The 23,774-nt window shown below is 55.2% G+C and carries 22 protein-coding genes and 1 pseudogene; all 23 read left to right on the forward strand.

Annotated elements, in window-relative coordinates; all coding sequences use genetic code 11:
• Positions 1-719, forward strand: a 719-nt coding sequence (locus AXF19_RS15525) for an SbcC/MukB-like Walker B domain-containing protein (protein WP_268271675.1), incomplete at its 5' end; no start/stop codon positions are given.
• Positions 688-1,923 (forward strand): Wadjet anti-phage system protein JetD domain-containing protein, encoded by a 1,236-nt coding sequence (locus tag AXF19_RS10275; protein ID WP_066848441.1) that lies wholly within the window; start codon positions 688-690, stop codon positions 1,921-1,923. The genes AXF19_RS15525 and AXF19_RS10275, both read left to right, overlap by 32 nt.
• An 89-nt stretch (positions 1,924-2,012) precedes the next feature.
• Positions 2,013-2,825, forward strand: coding sequence for an MBL fold metallo-hydrolase (locus AXF19_RS10280; protein ID WP_066848443.1), 813 nt, complete (start codon positions 2,013-2,015; stop codon positions 2,823-2,825).
• Between the two features lie 15 nt (positions 2,826-2,840).
• On the forward strand, positions 2,841-3,944 hold the full coding sequence (locus AXF19_RS10285) for a S1C family serine protease (protein WP_066848445.1): 1,104 nt from the start codon (positions 2,841-2,843) through the stop codon (positions 3,942-3,944).
• Positions 3,941-4,420, forward strand: coding sequence for a 23S rRNA (pseudouridine(1915)-N(3))-methyltransferase RlmH (rlmH, locus tag AXF19_RS10290; protein WP_066848447.1), 480 nt, complete (start codon positions 3,941-3,943; stop codon positions 4,418-4,420). The genes AXF19_RS10285 and rlmH overlap by 4 nt, the downstream gene beginning before the upstream one ends.
• A gap of 320 nt (positions 4,421-4,740) precedes the next feature.
• On the forward strand, positions 4,741-6,090 hold the full coding sequence (gdhA, locus tag AXF19_RS10295) for an NADP-specific glutamate dehydrogenase (protein ID WP_066848449.1): 1,350 nt from the start codon (positions 4,741-4,743) through the stop codon (positions 6,088-6,090).
• A 335-nt stretch (positions 6,091-6,425) separates the two neighbouring features.
• A complete protein-coding gene (locus tag AXF19_RS10300) occupies positions 6,426-7,334 on the forward strand; it encodes a glycosyltransferase family 2 protein (protein WP_066848452.1) in 909 nt (302 codons plus the stop codon).
• Positions 7,331-8,428, forward strand: coding sequence for an FkbM family methyltransferase (locus tag AXF19_RS10305; protein WP_066848454.1), 1,098 nt, complete (start codon positions 7,331-7,333; stop codon positions 8,426-8,428). Before AXF19_RS10300 ends, AXF19_RS10305 begins: the two co-directional genes overlap by 4 nt.
• Before the next feature lie 42 nt (positions 8,429-8,470).
• A complete protein-coding gene (locus AXF19_RS10310; RefSeq protein WP_066848456.1) occupies positions 8,471-9,499 on the forward strand; it encodes a radical SAM/SPASM domain-containing protein in 1,029 nt (342 codons plus the stop codon).
• Entirely contained in the window at positions 9,492-10,700 is a 1,209-nt protein-coding gene (locus tag AXF19_RS10315; protein WP_066848459.1) for a nucleoside-diphosphate sugar epimerase/dehydratase, read from the forward strand. Before AXF19_RS10310 ends, AXF19_RS10315 begins: the two co-directional genes overlap by 8 nt.
• Before the next feature lie 9 nt (positions 10,701-10,709).
• Entirely contained in the window at positions 10,710-12,266 is a 1,557-nt protein-coding gene (locus AXF19_RS10320) for an amino acid adenylation domain-containing protein (protein WP_066848461.1), read from the forward strand.
• Entirely contained in the window at positions 12,244-12,450 is a 207-nt protein-coding gene (locus tag AXF19_RS10325) for a phosphopantetheine-binding protein (RefSeq protein ID WP_066848464.1), read from the forward strand. Before AXF19_RS10320 ends, AXF19_RS10325 begins: the two co-directional genes overlap by 23 nt.
• Positions 12,451-12,464: 14 nt before the next feature.
• Positions 12,465-13,322, forward strand: coding sequence for a hypothetical protein (locus tag AXF19_RS10330; protein WP_066848468.1), 858 nt, complete (start codon positions 12,465-12,467; stop codon positions 13,320-13,322).
• Between the two features lie 16 nt (positions 13,323-13,338).
• Positions 13,339-14,601: a glycosyltransferase family 2 protein gene (locus AXF19_RS10335; RefSeq protein ID WP_066848471.1), complete on the forward strand. Its 1,263-nt coding sequence runs from the start codon at positions 13,339-13,341 to the stop codon at positions 14,599-14,601.
• A 148-nt stretch (positions 14,602-14,749) separates the two neighbouring features.
• A complete protein-coding gene (locus AXF19_RS10340) occupies positions 14,750-15,595 on the forward strand; it encodes an undecaprenyl-diphosphate phosphatase (RefSeq protein WP_172837381.1) in 846 nt (281 codons plus the stop codon).
• Positions 15,596-15,598: 3 nt separating this feature from the next.
• On the forward strand, positions 15,599-16,228 hold the full coding sequence (pth, locus tag AXF19_RS10345; RefSeq protein ID WP_066848474.1) for an aminoacyl-tRNA hydrolase: 630 nt from the start codon (positions 15,599-15,601) through the stop codon (positions 16,226-16,228).
• Positions 16,191-17,459: a radical SAM protein gene (locus AXF19_RS10350; RefSeq protein WP_066848477.1), complete on the forward strand. Its 1,269-nt coding sequence runs from the start codon at positions 16,191-16,193 to the stop codon at positions 17,457-17,459. Before pth ends, AXF19_RS10350 begins: the two co-directional genes overlap by 38 nt.
• Before the next feature lie 261 nt (positions 17,460-17,720).
• On the forward strand, positions 17,721-19,550 hold the full coding sequence (glmS, locus tag AXF19_RS10355) for a glutamine--fructose-6-phosphate transaminase (isomerizing) (RefSeq protein ID WP_066848481.1): 1,830 nt from the start codon (positions 17,721-17,723) through the stop codon (positions 19,548-19,550).
• 80 nt (positions 19,551-19,630) lie between these two features.
• On the forward strand, positions 19,631-21,250 hold the full coding sequence (locus AXF19_RS10360; protein ID WP_066848483.1) for a xylulokinase: 1,620 nt from the start codon (positions 19,631-19,633) through the stop codon (positions 21,248-21,250).
• Positions 21,251-21,292: 42 nt separating this feature from the next.
• Complete coding sequence (gene deoC / locus AXF19_RS10365) at positions 21,293-21,955, forward strand: deoxyribose-phosphate aldolase (protein WP_066848485.1); 663 nt, start codon at positions 21,293-21,295, stop codon at positions 21,953-21,955.
• Positions 21,952-22,875, forward strand: coding sequence for a ribokinase (gene rbsK, locus AXF19_RS10370; RefSeq protein WP_066848487.1), 924 nt, complete (start codon positions 21,952-21,954; stop codon positions 22,873-22,875). The genes deoC and rbsK overlap by 4 nt, the downstream gene beginning before the upstream one ends.
• A 185-nt stretch (positions 22,876-23,060) precedes the next feature.
• Positions 23,061-23,202, forward strand: a pseudogene (locus tag AXF19_RS15530) (secretion protein HlyD).
• The coding region (locus AXF19_RS15535) for a LacI family DNA-binding transcriptional regulator (protein ID WP_237141590.1) at positions 23,199-23,774 on the forward strand (576 nt) is incomplete at its 3' end. The pseudogene AXF19_RS15530 and the gene AXF19_RS15535, both read left to right, overlap by 4 nt.

Consider the following 23,774-nt stretch of genomic DNA (forward strand, 5'->3'; position numbering starts at 1 on the left):
TGGAGTTCAAGGCGCATTTCATCTTCAGCATGCGCGAGGCGATCGAGAGCGCGCGGCATGAATTCCGTGACCTGAACTATTCGCTCGATCAATTTCAGTTTCACAAGGATAAATACAGCTTCCTCATCACGCCCAGCGCGAAGTACAAGCCGTTTTACGATGCGGTCATGACGGCGGATTGGGAGATGGCGGGCGGGCTCTTTGCAGAGACCGATGCGGCAGCAAACGAGCAGGCAATGGAGTTGTTTGAAAAACTGGTCAAAGGCACGCCCGAGGAGCAGGAGGAGTTCTCCGACTATCGGCGCTATCTCGACTATGACATCCGCATCACGGATACGGCGGGGCAGTCCTATCTGTACTCGCGCGTTCTGCGGCAGACCTCGGGCGGCGAGACGCAGACACCGTTCTACATTGCAATCCTCGCTGCGTTTCAGCAGATTTACAACGAAAAGACCATACGCCTCACCGTCTTTGATGAGGCGTTCAACAAAATGGATGAGGAGCGCATCAAATCCTGCATCCAGCTCATCAAGCGCATGGACGTGCAGCTGATTGTCGCCGTCCCGGATGAAAAGCTCGCCGCCATTGCGCCCCTGATGGGTCAGTCGATCATTGTAACGAATGCGGGCAACCATTGCTTTACCGATGAACTGGGCGATGTGCGGACATGGGAGAAGGGGATGACACATGAGGCAAGCGGAGAGCAGGACTTACTATGAGCGGGAGATTCTGAGCATCCTGTTGGAAAAATATGAGCGCAGCAACGCTGCCATCGGCGGGGCGGGACGGCGGCCTCAGTTTCGCCTGCGGAAATCCCCGCTTGCCGCCGCCTATACGGACGAGCTCGACGCAGATCGGCGTGAGGCAATCGAGGCGGCGGCAGAGGAGCTCGAACGGCAGGGCATGATCTCTGTCGTGTGGGAGCATCATGGCACGGGACGGATCGAGCGCATTCTGCTTGCAGTGGATGCGGCGCAGCTCTATGAGCGTATGGGGCGCACAATGCCGCTCATGCGTGTGGAGGAATACCGCGCTGACATCTTGGCGCTGACAGCGTCTGCAGCCATATGGGTACGGCGCTGCTGCAATGCGGCACACACAATATTGTCGGAGAACAAGATTCCCTCCTTCCTGCCTAGGGAGAAGGAGATTCGCCGCGATCTGATCCGCGCCATCCTCTCATTGCCTGCTGCGGGGGAGAATGCCATACCGAAGCGTGTATTCAGTCAGCGAGTCTTTGGCAACAGCAAGTATTTTGAACGATGCATCGAGGCGCCCCTGCTCATACTTCTGCGACGATTTGCGGAGGAACCCTGTGAAACGGATGCCGCGTATCTGGATATGGCGGGCATCAGTGGTCATCATGGAAAAGTCTGGATTGCGGGGCATATGGATTTTTCGCTGCACGGCAGAGCGTATGCGCTTGCCGACTTTGCGGGCGGGATCGAGCTGACATATGATACCGTTGCCGCGATGGAGATTGACGCGTTGCCGTCCTCCGTCCTGACGGTCGAGAATCTGACCAATGCAGAGGTGCTTGCACAGGAGAAGGCGGATCGTCTCCTCGTCTATACCGCAGGATTTCCAAATCGAACCATACAAGCGCTGCTATCCAAGATTGCGGGAAAACAGCCGCCTACCGTACGGCACTGGGGCGATCTGGATTATGGCGGAATTCGCATTTTTGAATATCTGCGCAAGCACTTCTTTTCACATCTAATGCCGTATCGGATGGACGTGGAGGAACTGCGCGCCCATCGTGCCTTTGCCCAGCATTTGACAGACGCACAGAAAAAACGCCTCAAGGAGCTTCTTCGTCGTGAGGCTTTTGCCCTGTGGCACGAACTCATCCGCGTCATGCTCTCCGAGGGCATATGGTTGGAGCAGGAAGCTCTTTTGTGGGAAAATGATATGACATCATAGGAGAAAAAACCACTCGGATCTGTGTCTGTCGCAGGGGTGATCCGCAGATTCGCATTTCCTGCAATCATCACATACCCGTCAAAGAAAATATGCAGACAATTTACAGAAAAAAGGAATATGATGTGCGAAAGAAAGGGGGTTGTTCGTTGCAGGTATCGATACTGGCGAGCGGGAGCAAGGGAAACTCTGTCTATGTGGAGCTGGACGGTGCTCGTATTCTGATCGATGCGGGCATCAGTGCGGCGCGGATCACGAAGGGGCTGCGCGCGCGCGGTGTCGAGCCACAGTCTCTGGACGCCGTACTCGTGACGCATGAGCATATCGACCATGTGCGCGGGCTGAAAACGCTCGCCAAGCAGTACCATGTGCCGATCCTTGCGACGCAGGGAACGCTCGCGGGCATTGACGGCGGTGCGACATTTGCAGAGGATATGTACCGCATTTCGGATGATTTCACGGTCGGTGCTGTGACCGTGCGCCCCTTTCCGATCTCGCACGATGCGGCAGAGCCGTGCGGCTTTCGCCTCGAAGGTTCGCACTGCTGCACGCTGGCAACGGATCTCGGTATTGTGACCGAGACGGTGCAGGAGGCGATGGAGGGAGCCGATGTGCTCGTACTTGAGGCGAATCACGACGCCGACCTTCTGCGCCGGGGTAGCTACCCGTGGCCGCTCAAGCGGCGCATTCTCTCGAATCGCGGACATCTTGCGAACGGTGACGCCGCATGGGCGCTCACGCGTATGAAGAAGCCCCCGCACAAGGTCTATCTCGCGCATCTCTCGGAGGAGAACAACCGTCCGACGCTCGCGCGCGATACGGTGAATGACATCCTCGCCTCACGCGGCATCACGCTCGACATAGAGAGCTGTCTGCCGGAGGGCGGGGCAGAAATTATTATGTGAAAAGGAGATGTTTCTATGAACATCCGAAGCAAGAAGCGCAAGGGCATTGCCCTCGTCGCCGCAGCTGTCATGGCGTCCTTTGTCATCTTCGGCGGCTGCTCGATGGGGACGGCGGCTGACAACTCGGTCGGCGGGATGAAGCCGGCGCAGACGGTCGACGTCTCAGGTCTTTCGGACGCGCGCAATACGCCCGTCGTGCGTGCGGCAAAGGCGGTCGGCCCTGCGGTCGTCGGCATTACGAACAAGGCAGTCGCGCGCGACTGGTTCAACAACCCCGTCGAGACGGAGGGCGTCGGCTCGGGCGTGATCTTCCGCAGCGACGGCTACATCGTGACGAACAACCACGTCATCAGCGGGGCGAAGGAGATCATTGTCTCTCTCTCCGACGGGCGCAGCCTCAAGGGCAAGCTCATCGGGCAGGATGAGTTCACCGATCTCGCCGTGGTAAAGGTGGATGCAAAGGATCTGCCGACGGCGGTCTTTGGCAACTCGGATGCCGTTGTGGTCGGCGAGCCCGCCATTGCGATCGGCAACCCGCTTGGGCTCGAGTTCCAGGGCAGTGTCACGGTCGGTGTCATCAGCGCGCTGAACCGCACGCTCGATGTCAGCGACAAGCGCGTGAAGCTCCTGCAGACCGACGCGGCGATCAGTCCCGGCAACTCGGGCGGCGCGCTCGTGAATGCGGACGGCGAGGTCATCGGCATCAACAGCGCGAAGGTCGCGGCAGCCGCTGTCGAGGGCATGGGCTTTGCCATCCCGATCAATACGGTGGAGAACATCGTCAATGAGCTGATCGAAAAGGGCTATGTGGCGCGTCCGTATCTCGGCGTCTCCGTCTTTGATCCGATGACGGCAGAACGCTACGGATACCAGCTGAACATCGACAAGGGCGTCTATATCTTCCGCCTCGCACTCGATGGGCCGTGCGGCAAGGCGGGCTTCCAGCGCGGCGACATCATCCTCGAGATCGACGGCGAGGAGGTCAACAGTGTTGCAGAGCTGCGCTCGAAGATCGCCTCGTACAAGGTCGGCGACAAGGTGACTGTGACCTATGACCGCAACGATACGAAGCGCAAGACGGAGGTCACGCTCGAAGAGATGCCGCAGGAGGATCGGTGAAGGTCACCGTCATCTGCGCGGGCAAACTGAAGGAGAAATATCTGCGTGACGGCATCGCAGAGTACGAAAAACGCCTGCGCCCCTACGCGGACGTGCGCACGATTGAGATTGCAGAGGAGCGCATGAAGGAGAAGCCCTCTGCGGCGGAGAAGGCGGACATCCTGCGGCGTGAGGGGGAGCGTCTTCTCGCGCAGCTGCCGCAGGACGCCTATCTCATCGTGCTCGATGTGGGCGGTGCGGAGCTGTCCTCGGAGGAGCTTGCGGCAAAGATTGACCGACTTGGTGTCGATGGGCAGAGCCATATTTCCTTTCTGATCGGTGGTCCCTTTGGTCTCGCAGATGAGGTCAGGAAGCGTGCAGATCTCCGCCTTTCGTTCTCGCACTTCACGTTGCCACACCAGCTCATCCGACTCTTTCTCATGGAGCAGATCTACCGTACGTTCAAGATCAGCCGCAACGAACCATATCATCTATAACAGCAAGAGGTTTCTGTGAAGGAATCACTGATAAAATGAAGTCCGTCAGATTGGCGTAGATTTTTTCGTCCGAACGAGGAGGCAAACCGGACGCAGAGTGGTGCTCTGTGGAGGATTTGCCGACAAAGTTCGGGCAAAAAAGATGCGCTAAGATGACGGTGCTGAATTTATCAGTGATTCCTGAAATGCAGAGACCTCTTTTTTGTATTTCAGGTGCATATTGTATTCATACGCCGAATCCCTATACAAAGCTCCGCACCGTGTGCTATACTCAGTCACGTTCGATGAATGGCACCGAGCAAACAGAGGGAGGAATTACAATGTCTGACATGAAACAGTATGTAAACGATATTCTCGATCTGGTGTCGAAGCGCGACCCCGATCAACAGCATTTCAAGAATACGGTATCCGAGGTTTTTACATCCGTTGTTCCTCTGTTGGAGAAACATCCCGAGTACAAGGCGCACAAGATTCTCGAGTCCATGATTGAGCCTGATCGCGTCATCACGTTCCGCGTGCCGTGGGTGGATGACAAGGGCGAGATTCAGGTCAACCGCGGTTACCGCGTGCAGATGTCCAGCACGCTTGGTCCGTACAAGGGCGGTCTGCGCTTCCATCCGAGCGTCACGCTCGACATCCTGAAGTTTCTCGCCTTCGAGCAGGTCTTCAAGAACGCGCTGACGGGGCTTCCGATCGGCGGCGCCAAGGGCGGCTCGGACTTCGACCCGCACGGGCGCTCCGACAACGAGGTCATGAAGTTCTGCCAGAGCTTTATGACGGAGCTCTATCGCCACATCGGCCCGAACGTGGATGTTCCTGCGGGCGACATCGGCGTCGGCGGACGCGAGATCGGCTATCTCTTCGGCCAGTACAAGCGCATCCGCGACTCCTATGACGCGGGCGTCCTCACGGGCAAGCGCACGGATTACTGGGGCAGCCTTGCACGCACCGAGGCGACGGGCTACGGACTCCTCTACTTTGTGCAGGATATGCTCGAGGCAAAGGGCATCGACATTGCGGGCAAGACGGTCGTCGTCTCGGGCGCGGGCAATGTTGCGACCTATGCGATCGAAAAGGCGCAGGAATTTGGCGCGAAGGTTGTCACCTGCTCCGACTCGAACGGCTACATCTACGATCCGGACGGCATCGACCTCGCTGCGGTCAAGGACATCAAGGAAGTCCGCCGTGCTCGCATCAAGGAGTATGCAGACACGCATCCGAACGCCGAGTACCATGAAGGCTGCGCGGGTGTCTGGTCGGTGAAATGCGATATCGCGCTGCCGTGCGCAACGCAGAGCGAGATCGATCTGGAGTCTGCAAAGCTGCTCGTTGCAAACGGCGTACAGGCGGTCGGCGAGGGCGCAAACATGCCGTCGACACTCGACGCGATTGCATACTTCCAGAGCAACAAGGTTCTCTTTGCTCCGGCAAAGGCGGCAAATGCGGGCGGCGTCGCCGTCTCCGCGCTCGAGATGTCGCAGAACTCCGAGCGCCGTCAGTGGACGTTCGAGAAGGTGGACAAGCGCCTCCGCAAGATCATGAGCCACATCTACCGCGATGCAAAGAAGAATGCGGAGCTCTATGCCGACCCCGACGATCTCGTCGCGGGTGCGAACATCACCGCGTTCTCGAAGGTTGCGAACGTCATGCTCGCACACGGTCTCGTGTAAAACGACAAATACATACAAAGGGCTGCTTCGGCAGCCTTTTTTGTGCTTTGAGGAAGCACTGATAAATTCAGCTTGCGTCTCTTGGCGCATCTTTTTCGCACTCTCTGCACCCTCGATCCTTCACATAGCCTCTAAGGAGAAACCTTTGAATGTACGCCGTTTTGTGGTAGAATGTGTGTGAGACATACAGAACCTCATGGTGGTGTCTGGACAAAGATATTTTATTGGATTGATTCTGTATGTTCTGTTTTTATATATCCGATTTCATTTTACAATGAACCGCCGGAACACTACGGTAATTGCGGCGTTATGCCATGGAAGGTGTGAGGTCATAGATGGCAACGAAAGTCAGTGTAATCATGCTGACATATAACCGCGAAATGTTTGTTGGGCATATGATAGAATGTATTCTCGCCCAGACATTTCGTGATTTTGAGTTCATTATCGTAGATAACGGAGCGACAGATCGTTCCGGCGTAATTGCTGACGAATACGCTGCGCAGGACTCCAGAATCCGCGTCATTCACCGGGAACGCGGCAACATCGGTTCCGGACGCAATGCGGGCCTGGATGCGGCAACGGGCGATTATATCGCGTTTGTTGACGACGACGACAGCTGTACGCCGGATTTTTTGGAGTTCCTGTATCGTCTCGCAGTTGAAAACAATGCCGAGGTCAGCATCTGCGGAGCGGCGGACAAGGCGTTTGATGAAAAGCGCATCATGACTGCCGAGGAAGCCCTGATTGAACTCATGTGGCGCAAGAAGTATAATATGGCGTTCCCAACCAAGATGTACCGACGTAACATTGCCGCTGGTCTGCGCTTTCCGGAGGACGGCACATACGATGATATTGCGCTGATGTACCGCCTGCTGGCACTCCCGCAGCGGGTTGCCTATCACGGACAGCCGAAATACACGTTCAACCGACACGGAGGAAATCATTCCGCATGGACTACGAACTATCATCTGTTCACGCCCCAGACGCTTGATGAATATCTCCATACCTACAGGGAGCGCACGGTCTGGCTGAGCGGCCTGTTTCCGAACAGTACGGCGGCATTTCGGTATTTTGAATGGTCATTTATGATTTCCATGGTGGACAAGATCCATCGTTTTGGGCTGTCAGATTGTACCGCGCAGCTTCACGCCATGATGCACGCGTTGCAGCTATGCCGGGAAGAATTTTTACATAGCGATTTCATACTTGACTTTGAAAAGGAATGGGTGGAAAGATACCTATGAGTAAATTTCGCGAACGGTTCTCCCATATACGCGCACAATGCGAAAGTGCAGCGTTCCGGTCAGACATCCGCCAGCTGCGGGATAAATTTCACGGCAGTCCCCTTGTTTTGTACGGAGCGGGTGATCTCGGCACACGTACCGCCCAATGGCTTTTTCGTAGCGGCATCCGTCCGGAGTGTTTCTGTGACCGCAGCGGCAGCGGGATCCACGGAGAGACCGCGCTGCCGATCATATCTCCGAAAGATTTATTGCTGCATTACAAAGGGGCAAATATACTGATATGCTCGATCGCGCATGCACATGATATTCGACAGGATCTGCTATTGTCGGGCATGTCGGAGGAGCGTATTTTCATCGTAGAAAACCTGCCGATCCATGCGATGATGATCGAAGACTTCTTGCCGCATGTAGATGGATATGAGTGGGCGTATGATTTTTTTGCGGATGATATTTCCAAAGAGATCATATGCAATCGCGTGGAGGGATATTTGCTGTCCGCACCGCTCCAACCGTCTCAGGGCGCAGAATATTTTGATCGTTCGGCGGGGGTCATGTTGAGCAGCGAGGAAGTCTTTGTGGACGGGGGCATGTTCGACGGCGATACAGCGATGGCATTCGTTCGTCAGACGAAGGGGCATTTCCGACACTATTACGGTTTTGAAATCGATGACACCAACTATGGGAAAGCCGTCCAAAACCTCACAGGCATGGAACATATGACATTGGTGCAAAAAGGTCTGTGGTCCGGCGAAGCCGAACGTCACTATCGCACAAATCTAAGCGCGAGTTCAAAGCTTTCCGAATCCGGCGATGGGGTCATACAGGTGACAAGTCTGGATCAATTTTTTGCGGATTTGCCCGATCAGCCGACCCTGATCAAGCTGGATATCGAAGGTGCGGAGAAAGAGGCTCTTCTTGGCGCGGAACACATGATCAAGCGTGCTCTGCCGAAACTGGCGATTTGCGCGTATCACAAACCGGAGGACATCTATACCCTGTCCCAATTATTGGCAGATTATGATGTGGGTTATCAATTTACGCTGCGTCATTACAGTGACAACTTGTTGGACACGGTGCTGTACGCCGTGCAATAGCGCGTGTGGAGCGTGTTGCGAAAAATCTAAACGAGGTGTATCATGACCATTCGCGAACCCTCCTATCATACCGATCGTGTCGTTTTGGGCGAACGGCTGCCGCTGGCGACGCCCCTTTCTGTGATCTTGGATCTGAGTGAGCGCTGCAACTTCAGATGCAGCTACTGCTTTCGGTCGGGGGAAAAGGATGCGAGTTGGAGCTTCGCTGCCGCAGGCGAGCTGATGTCCCCGGAGGTCTTTGAAAAGGCCGCACGGCAGCTCCAGGATTTCCCTCAGAAATTGAAGCTGGTTTCGCTCTCGGGGCACGGCGAGCCCTTGTGCAATCCGCATCTTGTGGATATGGTGCGTCTTCTGAAACAGCTGAATGTTGCGGAGCGCATTGATATGCACACGAATGCCTCCCTTTTGACGGAGGATAATGCCGCGCGTATCGCGCAAGCGGGATTTTCACGCATTGTCGTTTCGCTGCAAGGCCTGGATGCCGCAGCGTATCAGCGCACCTGCAGCGCGAACATAGATTTTCAACGATTCTGCAATCATCTGAAGCTCATGTACGAGACGAAAGCGGAGGATTTGAAGATTCATATCAAGATCGCGGATGCCGCGTTTGGGAACGAAGCTGTGCAGGAGGGCAAACGCCGTTTTTACGAACTTTTTGATGGCATTGCGGACAGCATATTTGTGGAAAGCGTCGTCCCGCTCTGGCAGAATATAGATGTCAAGGCAGATAAAAATGTCAATAAATACGCGTATGAATGCGGCAAGGTGGATTACTGTCCGCTGGTCTTTTATAAGATGTTCGTAGCGCCGGACGGTGGAATCTATCCCTGTACCAGTCTTCCGCCGCCGATGAGTCTTGGCAATATCCATGATACGACCTTGCAGCTGGCATGGAACAGCCGTCAGCGACTGGATTTTTTGAAGGAACATTTGCGTTTGACACGCTATCGGCATAGCTCCTGCAAAGAATGTTTTGTGCCTTTTAATACGGTGACAGGCTCCGGAGATATCCTTGATCCCTATAAGGATGGGATATTGGAACGATTGGAGGAAATATCAAACGATGTGTGATAAAATTGATTTTGCATGGCCAGTCACGTCGGAGAATGCTCTCGTCTACCAGTATTTCCAATCTGAGGTGGCGCGGCTCAGGAACATTCTCGCCGAGTGTCGGATTGTGATCTTCGGTGCCGGAATACGCGGCTGCTGCCTGCTGCACATCCTGGAACAGAATGGCTTTCACAAGATTGTTTTCTGTGATAACAATCCTGAGAAACAGGGGCATCTCATTCATGACTACGATATTTGTTCGCTCAGCGATGCCCTGTCTTACCGGGGGCGGCAGGTTTTCCTCGTCTCACCGGAAAACAGCGGATCTATGAGAGATCAGTTGACTGACGCAAAGTTGGAGGAGGGACGGGACTGGTTCTCCTTTGATCTGTCGGTTTATGACGCCTATGTTGCGGAATATGAGCGGACGGTCAGTGATCATCTGCTGGTGATGGGGGACTGTGCCTTCTCGCATATCGCATTGACCGACGAAGTATCGGATTCTCTGGGCGATATGATAAAAACGAGCTTCGGTGCGGAGCATTGCAAGGTACTCGCGGTGCACGGCCTTGGTCAACAGGCGCACTACCATATCCTCCGCGCCCTGCTGGATCGGGGAGAACGTCCGGCAATGTTGTTATTATTGGTGATGGAGGCATTGACGCCAAAGGCACATCTTATGCCGCGCACGCAGCACCCGACGCTCATCCGCCGCCTGGTGGACGCCACAGAGCAGCCGCGGGCAGAGTTCTCCGCGTATGCAGAGCTTGCCGCAGAGCGGTTTCGCCGCTTCCAGGTGGAGTCGTTTGCCTCTTTTAAGAAAACGGAGGACGATACCAGCGAGAAGCTGTATATGCAGATGAACTATCTATTTCGCATCAAGGAGGAGACGGAAGGGGTCGTGTATTTGAAAAAGACCATCCGGCTGCTCAATGAGCACGGGATTCCCATCGTTCTCTATGTGCCTCCGGTCAACTATATGCAGGGCGAACGCTTCTTTGGGGGGGATTTTAAGGCGAGATATCATGAGAATTTTACGAAGCTGTATGGATTTCTGGATCGCGAAGGGCTGGACTATCGTGTTGCAGATGCGAGCTTCCTGCTCACGGCAGATGAGTTTGCAGCAGCGAATACGATCGATGAGACCTCAAACTACGCCGGTCGGAGCAAACTGCTGCATTTCCTTCATGAATCCGAGGCGATTCGCGCTGTGATGGGATAGGGGGCTGCTATGCTTACGAATGTCACCCAATATCTGCAATATGCCGCTGCGCGGTGCCCGGATAAAATTGCATTCCGGGACGCGGCGCGACAGGTGACCTTTTCTCAGTTTGCACGACAGAGTCGGGCATGTGCCTCTGCCATTGCTGCATTTCTCGGTGGGCAAAAATGCCGACCTGTCGCCGTGTATTTGCCGAAGGGCGTGAATTGCATCATCGCATTCTTTGCGGCGGCATACAGCGGGAATTTCTACACGCCGCTGGACACGGCAATGCCGAGGGAGCGGCTGCGCAGTATTATGGAGACGCTGCGTCCTGCCGCCATTATCACGGATCGGACGCATTATGAAGCCGCTGCCGAAGTCGCCGCAGATGCCGCAGTGATGGAGCTCGAAGAGCTGCGTGACGGGACGGTCGATGAGGGTGTGCTCGATCGGATCCGGCGCACGATGATCGACACCGACCCGCTGTATGTGATGTTCACCTCCGGCTCCACCGGCATACCCAAAGGCGTGGTCGTCAGTCACCGTTCGGTGATCGACTATACCGAGTGGCTTGCAGAGACGTTTGCGTTTTCCGAGCGTACGGTGTTTGGAAACCAAGCACCGTTTTACTTTGACAATTCGATTCTGGATATTTACAGTACCGTCAAAAATGCCGGCACAATGGTCATCATTCCGGAGGAAAAATTCTTATCGTCGAAACGGCTGTGCCGCTATCTGGATGAGGCCGGGATCAATACAATCTTTTGGGTGCCTTCGGCGCTCGTCCTCGTTGCGAACTCGGGTGCCTTGGATACGGTCTGCCCCAAGGGGATCGAGAAAATTTTGTTTTGCGGTGAAGTGATGCCGACCGCCCAGTTGAATGTTTGGCGCCGCGCCCTTCCCAATGCCCTGTATGCCAATCTCTACGGGCCTACCGAAATCACAGATGTTTGCACCTATTTTATCGTGGAACGTGAATTTTCTGATGTGGAAAGCCTTCCGATTGGATTCCCCTGCCGCAACACCGATATTCTGGTGTTGAACGAACGGGATGAGCCGGCTGCCGACGGGGAGATTGGCGAGCTGTGCGTCAGGGGCACCTGCCTGTCCCATGGATATTATCGCAACCCCGAAAAAACGGTTGCCGCATTCACACAGAATCCGCTCAACACCATGTATCCCGAAAAAATATATCGTACCGGCGATCTGGTACGATATAATCAGTATGGCGAGCTGCTGTATCTGGGGCGCAAAGATTACCAGATCAAACATATGGGGCACCGGATTGAGTTGGGGGAGATTGAGACAGCGGCGAGCGCGTATCGGGATGTGAAGCAGAGCTGCGCCCTGTACGATGCACAAAAGCAGAGGATCATCCTTTTTGTGGCTGCCGAGGGCATCGACAAGACGGCATTGTATCAGTATTTGAAAACCCGTTTGCCGCATTATATGCTGCCCGCCCTTATCGTGGATTTGGAGGCGCTGCCGCTCAATGCGAATGGCAAGATCGATCGAATCGAGTTAGGAGGAGCATACTGTGGTAAAAAAAATTATCGGGATCATGAAAAAGATGCGCCCCTATGAAGAGATAACGGAAACAACCGAGCTCATCGAAAGCGGTATTTTGGATTCCCTTGTGATTCTTCATTTGGCGGCACAGCTGGAGATCGCGTTCGATGTCGAAATTGCCGATGAGGCGCTGACAGCGGTCAACTTTGCCAATGCAGACGCGATTGCGCAGTTGGTCAGGAAAAGTAAGGGAATTTGATAGAGGAAGAATGTATGTTGATACAGCCGAAAGACCCTGAAGGGCTCAGAGCACGATTGACCGAGCGTCCCCTTGCACTCTTTGGAATGGGAGGAATGGGGGCGAAAATCATCGCGTATTGTGACGCGCACCATATACCGATTGCCTGTCTTGCAGATAATAATACGGAAAAACAGGAGCGCGGACAGGATGGACGGAAGGTTCTTTCGCCGCAGGAGATGAGGGCGGCCTATCCGAATGCCAATGTTTTGATTTCATCAGCGGTGTTCTTTCACGAAATAAAAAAACAGTTGGAGGACTTGGGCGTTCCGGCAGATCAGATCCTCTCATATACGTTGTTTATCGCGGAGAACGTCACTTGGTCCGCGCTGGATCAGGAGGCCGATTGGAAGCGGATGCGCATGCGGAACAGGGATGTTGCTATGTGGATCGATGAAAATGTTCACTCCGTCATTGATTATGGCGCCGGCGAGATGTTTTTGAAAACACTCCTGCCTGCCGGTTGTGCGGAATACTATCCCATTGATTATATTCGACGTTCGGATGAAACTATCGTATGTGATTTGAATGCGGGAGATTTCCCCGATATATCTGCCGATGTTGCCGTACTTACCGGGATATTGGAGTTTGTAACCACAGCCGAGTCGCTGCTGCGCCATGTATCTGCAACAACAAAACAGAAAATTATTTTATCGTATATGACGCTGGAGAAGTTTCCGGATATAGAGGGCAGACGTATATCTGCCTATGTCAATCATTTCACGGAGCAGGAAGTGATTGACCTGATGGCGCAAAACGGTTTTGCGCTCAAGGAGCATCATCCGGATCCGAGCCATGAGGTCAACACGCTGTTTTCGTTTGAAAGAGTATAAAATCTGAGAAATTGCTATGAAGAAGATATATATACGAACGCATGCCTATAATGCTTCCAAAACATTGCGGCGCACCGTGGACAGCGTCCTTCATCAGACACATACAGACTATATCTACTACCTGTGTGACAATGGCTCTACTGACGGTGGGGCGACCCGTCAGATCATCGAGGCGTATGCGGCATTGGATCGCCGCATTGTTCCGTTCTATAATGAAGTGAATCACGTTTGGGAGGACAGTGCGGAATATATTGATTTGCCGCTTCATGTCGATGATGACGATTATTTTTGTGAACTCGATGCCGATGACGAATATCTGCCGACATTTTTTGAAGAAATGCTTGGCTTCATGCAGAAGTATGACCTGGACATTGCCTGCTGCGGCAATGATTTCCTGAATGTTGAACAAGAGAATCGATTGGTCCGTCAGCGTTTGCTCCATGAGACGTTGATCTTGGAGGGACAGCAATTTGCGGAACTGTTTCCGTGGTATCATGGCTTTATGAGAACGTGTTGGGGCAAATTATATAAAGGCAGCGTCCTTCGGAACTATATCACGAGACATGAAGATTGTCCGAACTATCCCGTCGCCTACGGCGGTGATACATTCAATACGATGCGTGTTTTTCAAAATGCGAAACGCGTCGGAATTTTGCCGCGGTCGCTGCATAGGTATTATATATCCCCCAAATCGGTGTCTTATACCATGCATCCGCAGCGGGTTCAATGCGATCAAATTTTGCATGAAGTCGCCATTGACTACTTGAGCGTGTTTGGTACCATCAGTCAACGTAATTGGGAGTTCTTATATGAAGTATATATGTACGCGCTTAGGGATACCGCCGAAGTGCTATTGCGCGCGGAGATGCCTGATTCGGAGAAGCTGCATTATTTCATTGAAATGGTCAACTGCAGGTACACGCATCAACTGATGGCGTGGGAGAATTTCGACGTACAGCTTGAAGGGGGACAGGAGCTGCAGGATCATCGTAAAGAGCTTTTCAAAGGGATCGCCAACTGGTTGCTATCGCTTCGTGAAGTAGCAAATGAGCAAGCAGAGGATTATTGTCGTATTGGAGAGCTTTCTTCGGCAGCCGCAGCGTATTCTGAGGGATGGATCGCGTTTCGTAAGCGGAAAGTGATGACCTATATTCAGCAAGGGCAAATCGAAAAGGCAAAAACGGAGCTGAACGAGCTGAAAGAATTGCTGCCCGAGGACGAGGATGTGCAATATCTGTCACGACTCATTCCCACGACCGAAGGAACTGTGACGGATTGAGGCGTGGTAAGCATTTTCTGCAAGTTGTCAGTGTCGGGATGAGTTACGCGCCACTCGCCGCTTTTGTGGGATTTGCCCCATAGAGCGGAGAACTGTGCTATAATAGGCAGGATTTTGGAAAGCTTATCAGAGGAGGAGTATATTTACAGTGGATATTGCATTGATAGAATTGGTGAAGGTCGTCATTCTCGGCATCGTGGAGGGCTTGACGGAATGGCTGCCCGTATCCAGCACGGGGCATATGATCCTCGTCGACGAGTTCATCCGTCTCGATGTGTCGATGGCGTTCATGGATATGTTCCTCGTCGTTATCCAGCTCGGGGCGATTCTCGCCGTCGTCGTGCTGAATGCGGAGAAGCTCAATCCGTTTCTAAAGAGCAAGTCACAGGCGGAGCGCCGTGCCACGCTCGACCTCTGGGGCAAGGTCATCGTCGCCTGTCTGCCCGCCGCCGTGATTGGCCTCGCGTTCAATAAATACATGGAGGAGCATTTCATGAATGCCCCCGTGGTCGCCGCCATGCTGATTCTCTACGGCGTCCTCTTCATCGTGGTGGAGCGCTGGAACAAGCGCCGCACGCCGCGCGTGGACGATCTCTCCGCACTGGACTATCGGACGGCGTTCATCATCGGCATGTTTCAGGTACTCTCCCTCGTCCCGGGCACAAGCCGCTCGGGCGCGACGATCCTCGGCGGCATCATCTTCGGGGCGAGCCGCTACGTTGCAACGGAGTTCACATTCTTCCTCGCAATTCCCGTCATGTTCGGTGCGTCCTTTCTGAAACTCGTCAAATTCGGATGGAACTACTCGGGCACGGAGCTCGTCATCCTCGGCGTCGGCATGGTGACGGCGTTCATCGTCTCCATCCTCTCGATTCAGTTCCTCCTGCGCTACATCAAGCGCAACGATTTCACGGCATTCGGCTGGTACCGCATCGCGCTCGGCATCATTGTGCTCGCCTATCTCTTCCTGATTGGCGACCCGACGAAGGAGTAAGTCATGAAGATGATTGCAGGGCTCGGCAACCCCGGTGCGGAGTATGCCCGGACGAAGCACAACGTCGGCTTTATGCTCGTGGGTGCACTCGCGGAGCGGCTGAACGCGCCCGCATGGAAGGAAGATTTTTTCTCCGCTGTCACAGAGGTGCGGATCGGCGGCGAAAAGGTCTTCCTTGTCAAACCCCTGACCTACATGAACAACAGCGGCGAGGCAATCGGCCCCATGCTTTCCTACTATAAAATGACGGCGGACGATCTGACCGTCGTTCACGATGATATGGACATCCCTGCGGGGACGGTGCGCATTCGGAAAAAGGGCAGCTCGGGCGGGCACAACGGCATCAAGTCCATCATCGCGCACGTGGGCGGCGAGGACTTTGCACGCGTCCGCATCGGTGTCGGCCGTCCGCCCGCAGGATGGACGGTCATCAACCATGTGCTTGCACCGTTTACTGCGGAGGATGTGCCGAAGATCCGTGAGGCTATCGGCTATCTCCTGCCCGCCGTGGAGTGCATTGTGACGGACGGCGTGGAGCTCGCGATGAACCGTTACAATCCGCACAAGAAGAAGGCGCGAAAACAAGAGGAAAATCATGAAGGCGAAAGCAGCGAAACGCGCACAGCAGAGTGAGATCACGGCGGTCTACGCCGACCGTCGCGGCAACATCTGCGAGGCAGAGGGCGTGCGCGGATGTGGTCGCATTGGTTCGTCCAATGTTCCGCTCTGTCCTGCCGATCTCATTCCGCTTCCTGAGAGCGCCGATCTCATGTTTATGCCCGATCATGCGGCAGTGGGGCAGGGAGCTGACGGTGCGGAGGAGCGCATCGCGGGCACGGCGGTCGCCGCAATCCTGCCGCAGGGCTATACGCGCACGCATCTGCCCGCATTCGACCGCATGGAGGGCGCTGCGCCGCTGCCGCTCTACGGATATACCGCTGTCGTTTCCCATCACGGGCAGCTCTGCGCTGCTGCCGTCTACACGGATGAAAACGAGAAATGGGACCCTGCCAACTACAATGGAAAGGAACTCAAAAAACTCGTGCGGCGGACGATGAAGGAGCTGCCGCACAACCGCATTGTGGAACAGGTCGGGAACTGCTCGCTGAACTATCACTGCCTGACGGCGCAGAATCTGTTCTACAGGCGTTGGGAGTGCGGCGTGCCGACCTCGCCCGTATGCAATGCGAACTGCCTCGGCTGCATCTCGCTCCAAAGCTCGGAGTGCTGCCCCTCGCCGCAGGAGCGCATTACATTCTCACCGACGGCAGAGGAGATTGCCGAGGTCGGCATCTATCATCTCTCCATTGCCCCCGACGGCATCATCAGCTTTGGGCAGGGCTGCGAGGGCGAGCCGTCGCTTGCGGCGGATCGGATTGCCGAGGGGATTCGGCAGATTCGCGCCGTAACGCAGCGCGGGCAGATCAATATGAACTCGAATGCGGGCTTTCCCGCAGGAATGCGGAAGATTGTGGACGCGGGGCTCGACTCCCTGCGCGTCTCCATCATCAGCGCGCGCGACGAGAGTTATGACGCATATTATCGCGCAAGCTATCCGCTGGACAATGTAAAGGAATCCCTGCGCTACGCGCTCGATCACGGCGTCTACGTCTCGCTGAACCTCCTGCACTTTCCGGGCTTTACAGACAGAGTGGAGGAGCTTGCCGCATGGCAGGAATTCTTCCGCGCGCTGCCCGTTCAGATGATACAGATGCGGAACCTGAACATCGATCCGACCCTCTTCTTGCAGACAATGCCGGCGGCAGACGGCGCACCCGTCGGCACGCGGGCGTTTATGGAGGCGCTTCACGCGGAGTTTCCGCAGCTTGTGATTGGCAGTTTTAGTCACTATGTAAATAATTGACTTCTTGTGCAATATCAGATAGAATGTCCCTGTGCATCATAGATGCATAGGGATTTCTTTTATGAAAAAGAAGTATTTCTTAGCGCTGGCTCTGGAACACATACTGTTTCAGAGGACGAGGAGAAGGTTGTCGAGCCGTCAGCGGATGCCTTCCGGCACACTCTGTCGAGAGTCTGCGGTCAAAGCGCAGGGGCGACCCTGCGGACAAAGCTGCAGACGGAGCGAAATCCCTGAGCAAATTTTCGTTCAGGAGGTATTTTTATGTGTGGAATCGTGGGTTATGTTGGGGATCGTCAGGCGGCGGAGTTCCTGCTCGACGGGCTGTCGAAGCTCGAGTATCGCGGCTATGACTCGGCGGGCATTGCCGTCTACAACGACGGCGAGATTCGCGTCGAAAAGAGCGTCGGCCGCCTCGCCGCACTGCGCGACAAGATCAAGGGGAATGTGCCGCAGGGCAGCCTTGGCATCGGTCATACGCGCTGGGCGACGCACGGGCGTCCGTCGGATGTGAATTCGCATCCGCATACGGACTGCCACGGCGACTTTGCCATTGTGCACAACGGAATCATCGAGAACTATCTCTCGTTGAAGGAAGAGCTCATTGCAAAGGGGCATGTCTTCAAGTCCGAGACGGATACGGAGGTCGTCGTACACCTCCTCGAGGAGGTCTACAGCGGGGACTTCATCGCCGCCGTGCGCGCAGTGCTCGAGCGGATCGAAGGCTCGTATGCGCTTGCATTCATGAGCCGCAAACATCCGGACATGCTGCTCTGCACGAAGCAGGACAACCCGCTCATCATCGGACTCGGTGAGGGCGAGAACTTCATCGCCTCGGATATTCCCGCAATCATCTCGAAGACGCGCCGCACCTATATTTTGGCGGACGGAGAGCTTGCCGTCGTGTGCAAGGATGCAGTCGAGGTGACGAATCATCTGGGCGCGCCCGTCCCGAAGAAGGTCTTCGAGGTTACGTGGAACGCCGAAGCTGCGGAAAAGGGCGGCTATGAGCATTTCATGCTCAAGGAGATCAACGAGCAGCCGAAGGCGGTGCGCGACACGATGAGTCAGCGCATCACGGCGGACAAGAAGTCGATTTCCTTCGAGGAGCTCGGATGGGATGCCGCGTATCTCAATTCGTTCAACAAAATCTATATTGTCGCCTGTGGCACGGCATATCATGCGGGTCTCGTCGGCAAATACTACATCGAGAAGATGGCGCGCGTCCTCGTCGAGGTCGATGTCGCCTCGGAGTTCCGCTATCGCGACCCGATTGTCGACGAGCATACGCTCCTCATCGTGGTCTCACAGTCGGGCGAGACGAGCGACACGCTCGCCGCGCTGAAGGAGTCGAAGCGGCGCGGGGCAAAGACGCTTGCCATCACGAACGTGGTTGGCTCGTCCATCGCGCGCGAGGCAGATCAGGTCGTCTATACATGGGCGGGCCCTGAGATTGCGGTCGCCTCGACGAAGGCGTATACGACACAGCTCGTGCTCTTCTTCATGCTTGCGCTCTACATGGCGGAGATCAAGGGGACGATTGCGGCGGAGCGCACAGCAGAGCTCGTTGCGCAGTTGCAGGAGATTCCCGCGCAGGTCTCCGAGATCCTCTCCGACGTCGATCCGATCAAGACCTTTGCGAAGCAGTACGGCTTCAACGAGGATGTCTTCTACATCGGGCGCGGTCTGGACTATGCCGTCTCGCTTGAGGGTGCGCTGAAGCTCAAGGAGATTTCCTACATTCACGCCGAGGCATATGCGGCGGGCGAGCTGAAGCACGGCACACTTGCGCTGATTGTCGAGGGCGTGCCCGTCATTGCACTTGCAACGCAGCGAAACGTCTACGAGAAGACGCTCTCGAACATCAAGGAGGTCAAGGCGCGCGACGCCGTCGTCATCGGCATTGCTGCCAAGGGCGATCGGGAGCTTGAGAAGTATGTCGATCACGTCATGCACGTGCCGGCATCGGATGAGTTCATCATGCCGATCCTCTCCGTTATCCCGCTGCAGCTGCTCGCCTACTATGCAGCGATCACGCGCGGTTGCGACGTGGACAAGCCGCGCAACCTTGCGAAGTCAGTTACGGTCGAGTAAATTTGAATAAAAATACAGCAGAATTGGCGTACAGATACCATTCTGCTGTATTTTTTAGAAGTGTAGAGGAGTGTGTATTTATGAACAGGGAAGTGGCGGCTGCAATCAGGGCAGGCGATGTATTTCTCGGCATCGAGCTCGGATCGACGAGAATCAAGGCTGTACTGACGGATGCAGCGTCAAAAACGCTCGCACAGGGGGGCTATGCATGGGAAAACCGTCTGGCGGACGGCTACTGGACCTATGATGAGGCGGAAATCTGGAAGGGGCTGCGCAGTGCGTATGCAGAATTGCGCCGCAATACAGAAGAGAAATACGGCGTAACTATCCACCGTGTTGCGGCGCTTGGAATCAGCGGCATGATGCACGGGTACCTCGTCTTTGATGTGGAAGGCAAGCTGCTCGTTCCGTTCCGAACGTGGCGGAACAATACGACAGGGGAAGCGGCGGAGCGTCTGACGCGCGCATTCTCCTTCAATATTCCGGAGCGATGGAGTGCGGCGCATATAGATCAGGCGCTGCTTTCGGATGAGGTGCACGTCGGGGCGATTGACTACATGACGACCCTCTCCGGCTATATCCACTGGCGGCTGTCCGGTGAGAAGGCACTGGGAATTGACGATGCTTCGGGGATGTTTCCGATTGATCCGTCCGGTGGAACCTATCACAGCGGAATGATGTCGATCTTCTCTGCGCTGCCCGAAGCCCGAAAGCTGTGCAAGCCTCTTTCCGATCTCCTGCCCCGTGTGTGCGCGGCGGGGGAGGAGGCAGGACGACTCACCAAGGAGGGCGCGTCACTTCTCGATGAGAGCGGCGCGCTCGAGGCGGGCTGTATGATGTGCCCGCCGGAGGGCGATGCCGGTACGGGGATGATCGCGACAAACAGCGTGCGCAGGAGGACGGGGAACATCTCGGTGGGAACTTCCATTTTTTCCATGAATGTGCTTGAGCGTCCGCTCAAAAATGTTTATCGGGATATCGACATTGTGATGACGCCGGACGGCTCTGCGACAGCTATGGTGCACAGCAACAACTGTACCTCGGACATCAACGCGTGGGTCTCGATTTTTCGCGAATTTGCCGACGCTCTTGGCAGCAGTCTGTCCGCCGATCAGCTCTATCGGATTCTGTTCGAGCAGTCTGCATATGCCGATGATGATGCGGGCGGGCTTGTCAATTATAGCTTCCTCTCCGGCGAGAATCTCACACGCACGCAGCACGGCAGACCGCTCTTTGTTCGGACACCGAACAGCAGGTTCACGCTTGCAAACTTTATGCGCGCGCACCTTTATGCGGCGTTTGCGCCGATTCGGATCGGCTTCGACATCCTGACGCGCGATGAAGGGCTCGTCATAGACGGTATGATTGCGCATGGCGGGCTGTTCCGCACGCCGATCATTGCCCAGCAGGCATTGGCAGATCTTTTGAACCTCCCGATTACGGTGATGGAGACCGCCTCGGAGGGTGGTGCGTGGGGCATGGCGGTGCTTGCGCGATATGCAGCGCACGGAAAGGGGCGCTGCCTCGCCGATTTCCTGGAGAGCGAGATATTTGCAGCAAAGAACGCGCAGACACTTGCCCCGCGCACAGCGGGCGTACGCGGGGCGCAGTCCTTTTTGGATCGCTATCGGGAGGCGCTTCCCGTTGAGCAGACCGCGAGCGATGTTTTGGCACTTTACAATGCACAGAAAGAGTGCTAAAATTTTATCACTGAAGATTCTTAATGTTTTAGGAGGGATCTTATGGACTTGGCAAAAATGATCGACCATACCTTACTCAAAACAAATGCGCGAAAAGCGGATCTGGACAAGCTCCTAAACGAAGCGAAAGCGCATCGCTTTGCCTCGGTCTGCGTCAGCCCGATCTGGGTCTCCTACGCCGCAGAGCGATTGAAGGGCAGCGGCGTCAAGACCTGCACGGTGATCGGCTTCCCACAGGGGGCGACGCCCACGGCGGTTAAGGCGTTTGAGGCGCGTCAGGCGATTGCGGACGGCGCCGAGGAGGTCGATATGGTGATCGCCGTCGGGCGGTTGAAGGATCGGGACAACGACTATGTGCGCGACGATATAAAGGGGGTCGTTGCTGTCGCAAAAGGGAAAGCGCTTACAAAAGTGATTATTGAGACATGTCTGCTCACCGATGAGGAGAAAGTGACGGCGTGCCGGCTTGCCAAAGAGGCGGGCGCGGATTTCGTCAAAACCTCGACCGGCTTTTCTACGGGCGGGGCAACTGTCGCGGATGTCCGCCTCATGCGCGAGACGGTCGGCGCGGACATGGGCGTCAAGGCGTCCGGCGGTGTCCGCAGCCGCGCAGATGCAGAGGAGATGGTCGCGGCGGGCGCTTCGCGGCTGGGCACGAGCAGCGGCGTCAAGATTATCACTGACGCAAAGGAGGATGCACTATGAGGATTGCAGTCATTGGCTCCAATATGGTCGATCTGACCTCCTACATCACGCGGATGCCGATCCTTGGGGAAACCCTTGAAGCGCCCGACTTTACGCTGGGCTGCGGCGGGAAGGGCGCGAATCAGGCGGTGGCGGCTGCAGTCTGCGGCACGGATGTCCTGATGATGACGAAGGTCGGCAGCGATATTTTCGCGGATAATACCATCAGCAACTTTCGGAAATACGGCATTGACACGACCTATGTGCAAAAGGTGCCCGACGTATCGAGCGGTGTTGCGCCGATCTTTGTCGATGAAAGCGGGCAGAACAGCATCCTGATCATCAAGGGTGCAAACAATCATCTGATGCCGGCGGATATTGACGCGGGCGAAAAGGATCTCAGGGAATGCAGCCTGATTGTTTTGCAGCTCGAAATCCCGCTTGCAACCGTTTACCATGCGATTGCGTTTGGGCAGAAGCATCACATTCCCGTGCTGCTCAACCCTGCGCCCGCGACAAAGGATCTGGACATAGAGAAGGTCTGCGCCTGCGATTTCTTCGTCCCCAACGAGACGGAGCTTGCGATCCTCACCGGTATGCCGACGGAGACGCGGAAGGATGTGGAGCAGGCGGCTGCCTCCCTGATAGAGCGTGGGCTGAAAAATGTCATCGTCACATTGGGCGGGCGCGGCGCGCTCTGGATGACGGCAGACGAGAAGCAATATATCGAGGCATATCAGGTCAATGCCGTCGATACGTCGGGGGCAGGGGACGCCTTTATCGGCTGTTTCTGCAGTTCCTACGTCCAAGATCGCGATGTATCGGCTGCGATGCAGCGGGCAAGCGCCTTTGCTGCACTCAGCGTCACGCGAAAGGGCACGCAGATGTCCTACCCGAGGCGGGAGGAGTTGGAGGACTTCCTCAAGCCGCGCGTATCATAGCATATCAAAACATCCAAAAACATTCTATTGACAATTCCAAAAAAACAGAATAAACTAAAGCTGTAATCGGTTACAAATTTTATGGACTTCCTGCACCTTGTTTCGATACACGCGGTGATCGCATACGCCGCCTTGCAGGATTCCCTAGAGAATCGCTGATAAAATAGATCCTCAGATTGGTGTAGATTTTCTTTCCTGTCCAGGAGACAAACCGGACGCATAGCAGAGGCTATGTGGAGGATCGAGGGGCAGAGAGGACAGAAAAGATGCGCTAAGATGACGGTGCTGAATTTATCAGTGCTTCCCTACAAGGAGTCGCAGCGATGAGCGTTAATATTTACGATGTTGCCAGATGCGCGCGGGTTTCCTCCGCAACTGTGTCGCGCGTGCTGAACGGCAGCCCTCATGTCAGTGAGGCGACGAGGAAGCGGGTCGTACGCACCATTGCCGAGCTGGACTATACGCCGAATGCGCTGGCGCGAAAGCTCAGTACGGGTAATACGGGGAATATCGGGTTCCTGATCCCCGACATAGAGAATCCGTTCTTCGCGCAGCTGTTGCGTGGGATCACAAATGCTGCTGATGAAAGTGGTTACAACATCTTTCTGTATGGAACGGATGACAGCGTTGAAAAAGAACACCGATTCTTCGAGTACGTCAAAACGGAGCGACTCTCCGGCATCCTTGTCATTCCGGTGGATGCAGAGAATGAGGAGACCTGCAGCCGCCTCCTTGCGTTCGAGGAAGCGGGTGTACCTGTCGTCCTCATTGACCGCAGCCTCAAGCACGGGCGTTTTGACGGCGTATTTTCCGAGGATTTCCGTGGCTCGATGGACGCAGTGGAGTGTCTCCTGCACGAGGGGCATCGCCGCATCGCCACCATTCGCGGCCCGGAGAAC

Source organism: Selenomonas sp. oral taxon 126, from assembly GCF_001683335.1.
Taxonomy (GTDB): Bacteria; Bacillota; Negativicutes; order Selenomonadales; family Selenomonadaceae; genus Centipeda.

Coding starts and splice junctions, on each gene's coding strand:
- pth (WP_066848474.1), top strand. CDS start 15,599: ATGAAGATGATTGCAGGGCTCGGCAACCCCGGTGCGGAGTATGCCCGG.
- rbsK (WP_066848487.1), top strand. CDS start 21,952: ATGAGGATTGCAGTCATTGGCTCCAATATGGTCGATCTGACCTCCTAC.
- AXF19_RS10320 (WP_066848461.1), top strand. CDS start 10,710: ATGCTTACGAATGTCACCCAATATCTGCAATATGCCGCTGCGCGGTGC.
- AXF19_RS10315 (WP_066848459.1), top strand. CDS start 9,492: ATGTGTGATAAAATTGATTTTGCATGGCCAGTCACGTCGGAGAATGCT.
- AXF19_RS10305 (WP_066848454.1), top strand. CDS start 7,331: ATGAGTAAATTTCGCGAACGGTTCTCCCATATACGCGCACAATGCGAA.
- AXF19_RS10360 (WP_066848483.1), top strand. CDS start 19,631: ATGAACAGGGAAGTGGCGGCTGCAATCAGGGCAGGCGATGTATTTCTC.
- AXF19_RS10275 (WP_066848441.1), top strand. CDS start 688: ATGAGGCAAGCGGAGAGCAGGACTTACTATGAGCGGGAGATTCTGAGC.
- AXF19_RS10300 (WP_066848452.1), top strand. CDS start 6,426: ATGGCAACGAAAGTCAGTGTAATCATGCTGACATATAACCGCGAAATG.
- AXF19_RS10335 (WP_066848471.1), top strand. CDS start 13,339: ATGAAGAAGATATATATACGAACGCATGCCTATAATGCTTCCAAAACA.
- AXF19_RS10325 (WP_066848464.1), top strand. CDS start 12,244: ATGAAAAAGATGCGCCCCTATGAAGAGATAACGGAAACAACCGAGCTC.
- deoC (WP_066848485.1), top strand. CDS start 21,293: ATGGACTTGGCAAAAATGATCGACCATACCTTACTCAAAACAAATGCG.
- AXF19_RS10330 (WP_066848468.1), top strand. CDS start 12,465: ATGTTGATACAGCCGAAAGACCCTGAAGGGCTCAGAGCACGATTGACC.
- glmS (WP_066848481.1), top strand. CDS start 17,721: ATGTGTGGAATCGTGGGTTATGTTGGGGATCGTCAGGCGGCGGAGTTC.
- AXF19_RS10280 (WP_066848443.1), top strand. CDS start 2,013: ATGCAGACAATTTACAGAAAAAAGGAATATGATGTGCGAAAGAAAGGG.
- AXF19_RS10285 (WP_066848445.1), top strand. CDS start 2,841: ATGAACATCCGAAGCAAGAAGCGCAAGGGCATTGCCCTCGTCGCCGCA.
- AXF19_RS10310 (WP_066848456.1), top strand. CDS start 8,471: ATGACCATTCGCGAACCCTCCTATCATACCGATCGTGTCGTTTTGGGC.
- gdhA (WP_066848449.1), top strand. CDS start 4,741: ATGTCTGACATGAAACAGTATGTAAACGATATTCTCGATCTGGTGTCG.
- AXF19_RS10350 (WP_066848477.1), top strand. CDS start 16,191: ATGAAGGCGAAAGCAGCGAAACGCGCACAGCAGAGTGAGATCACGGCG.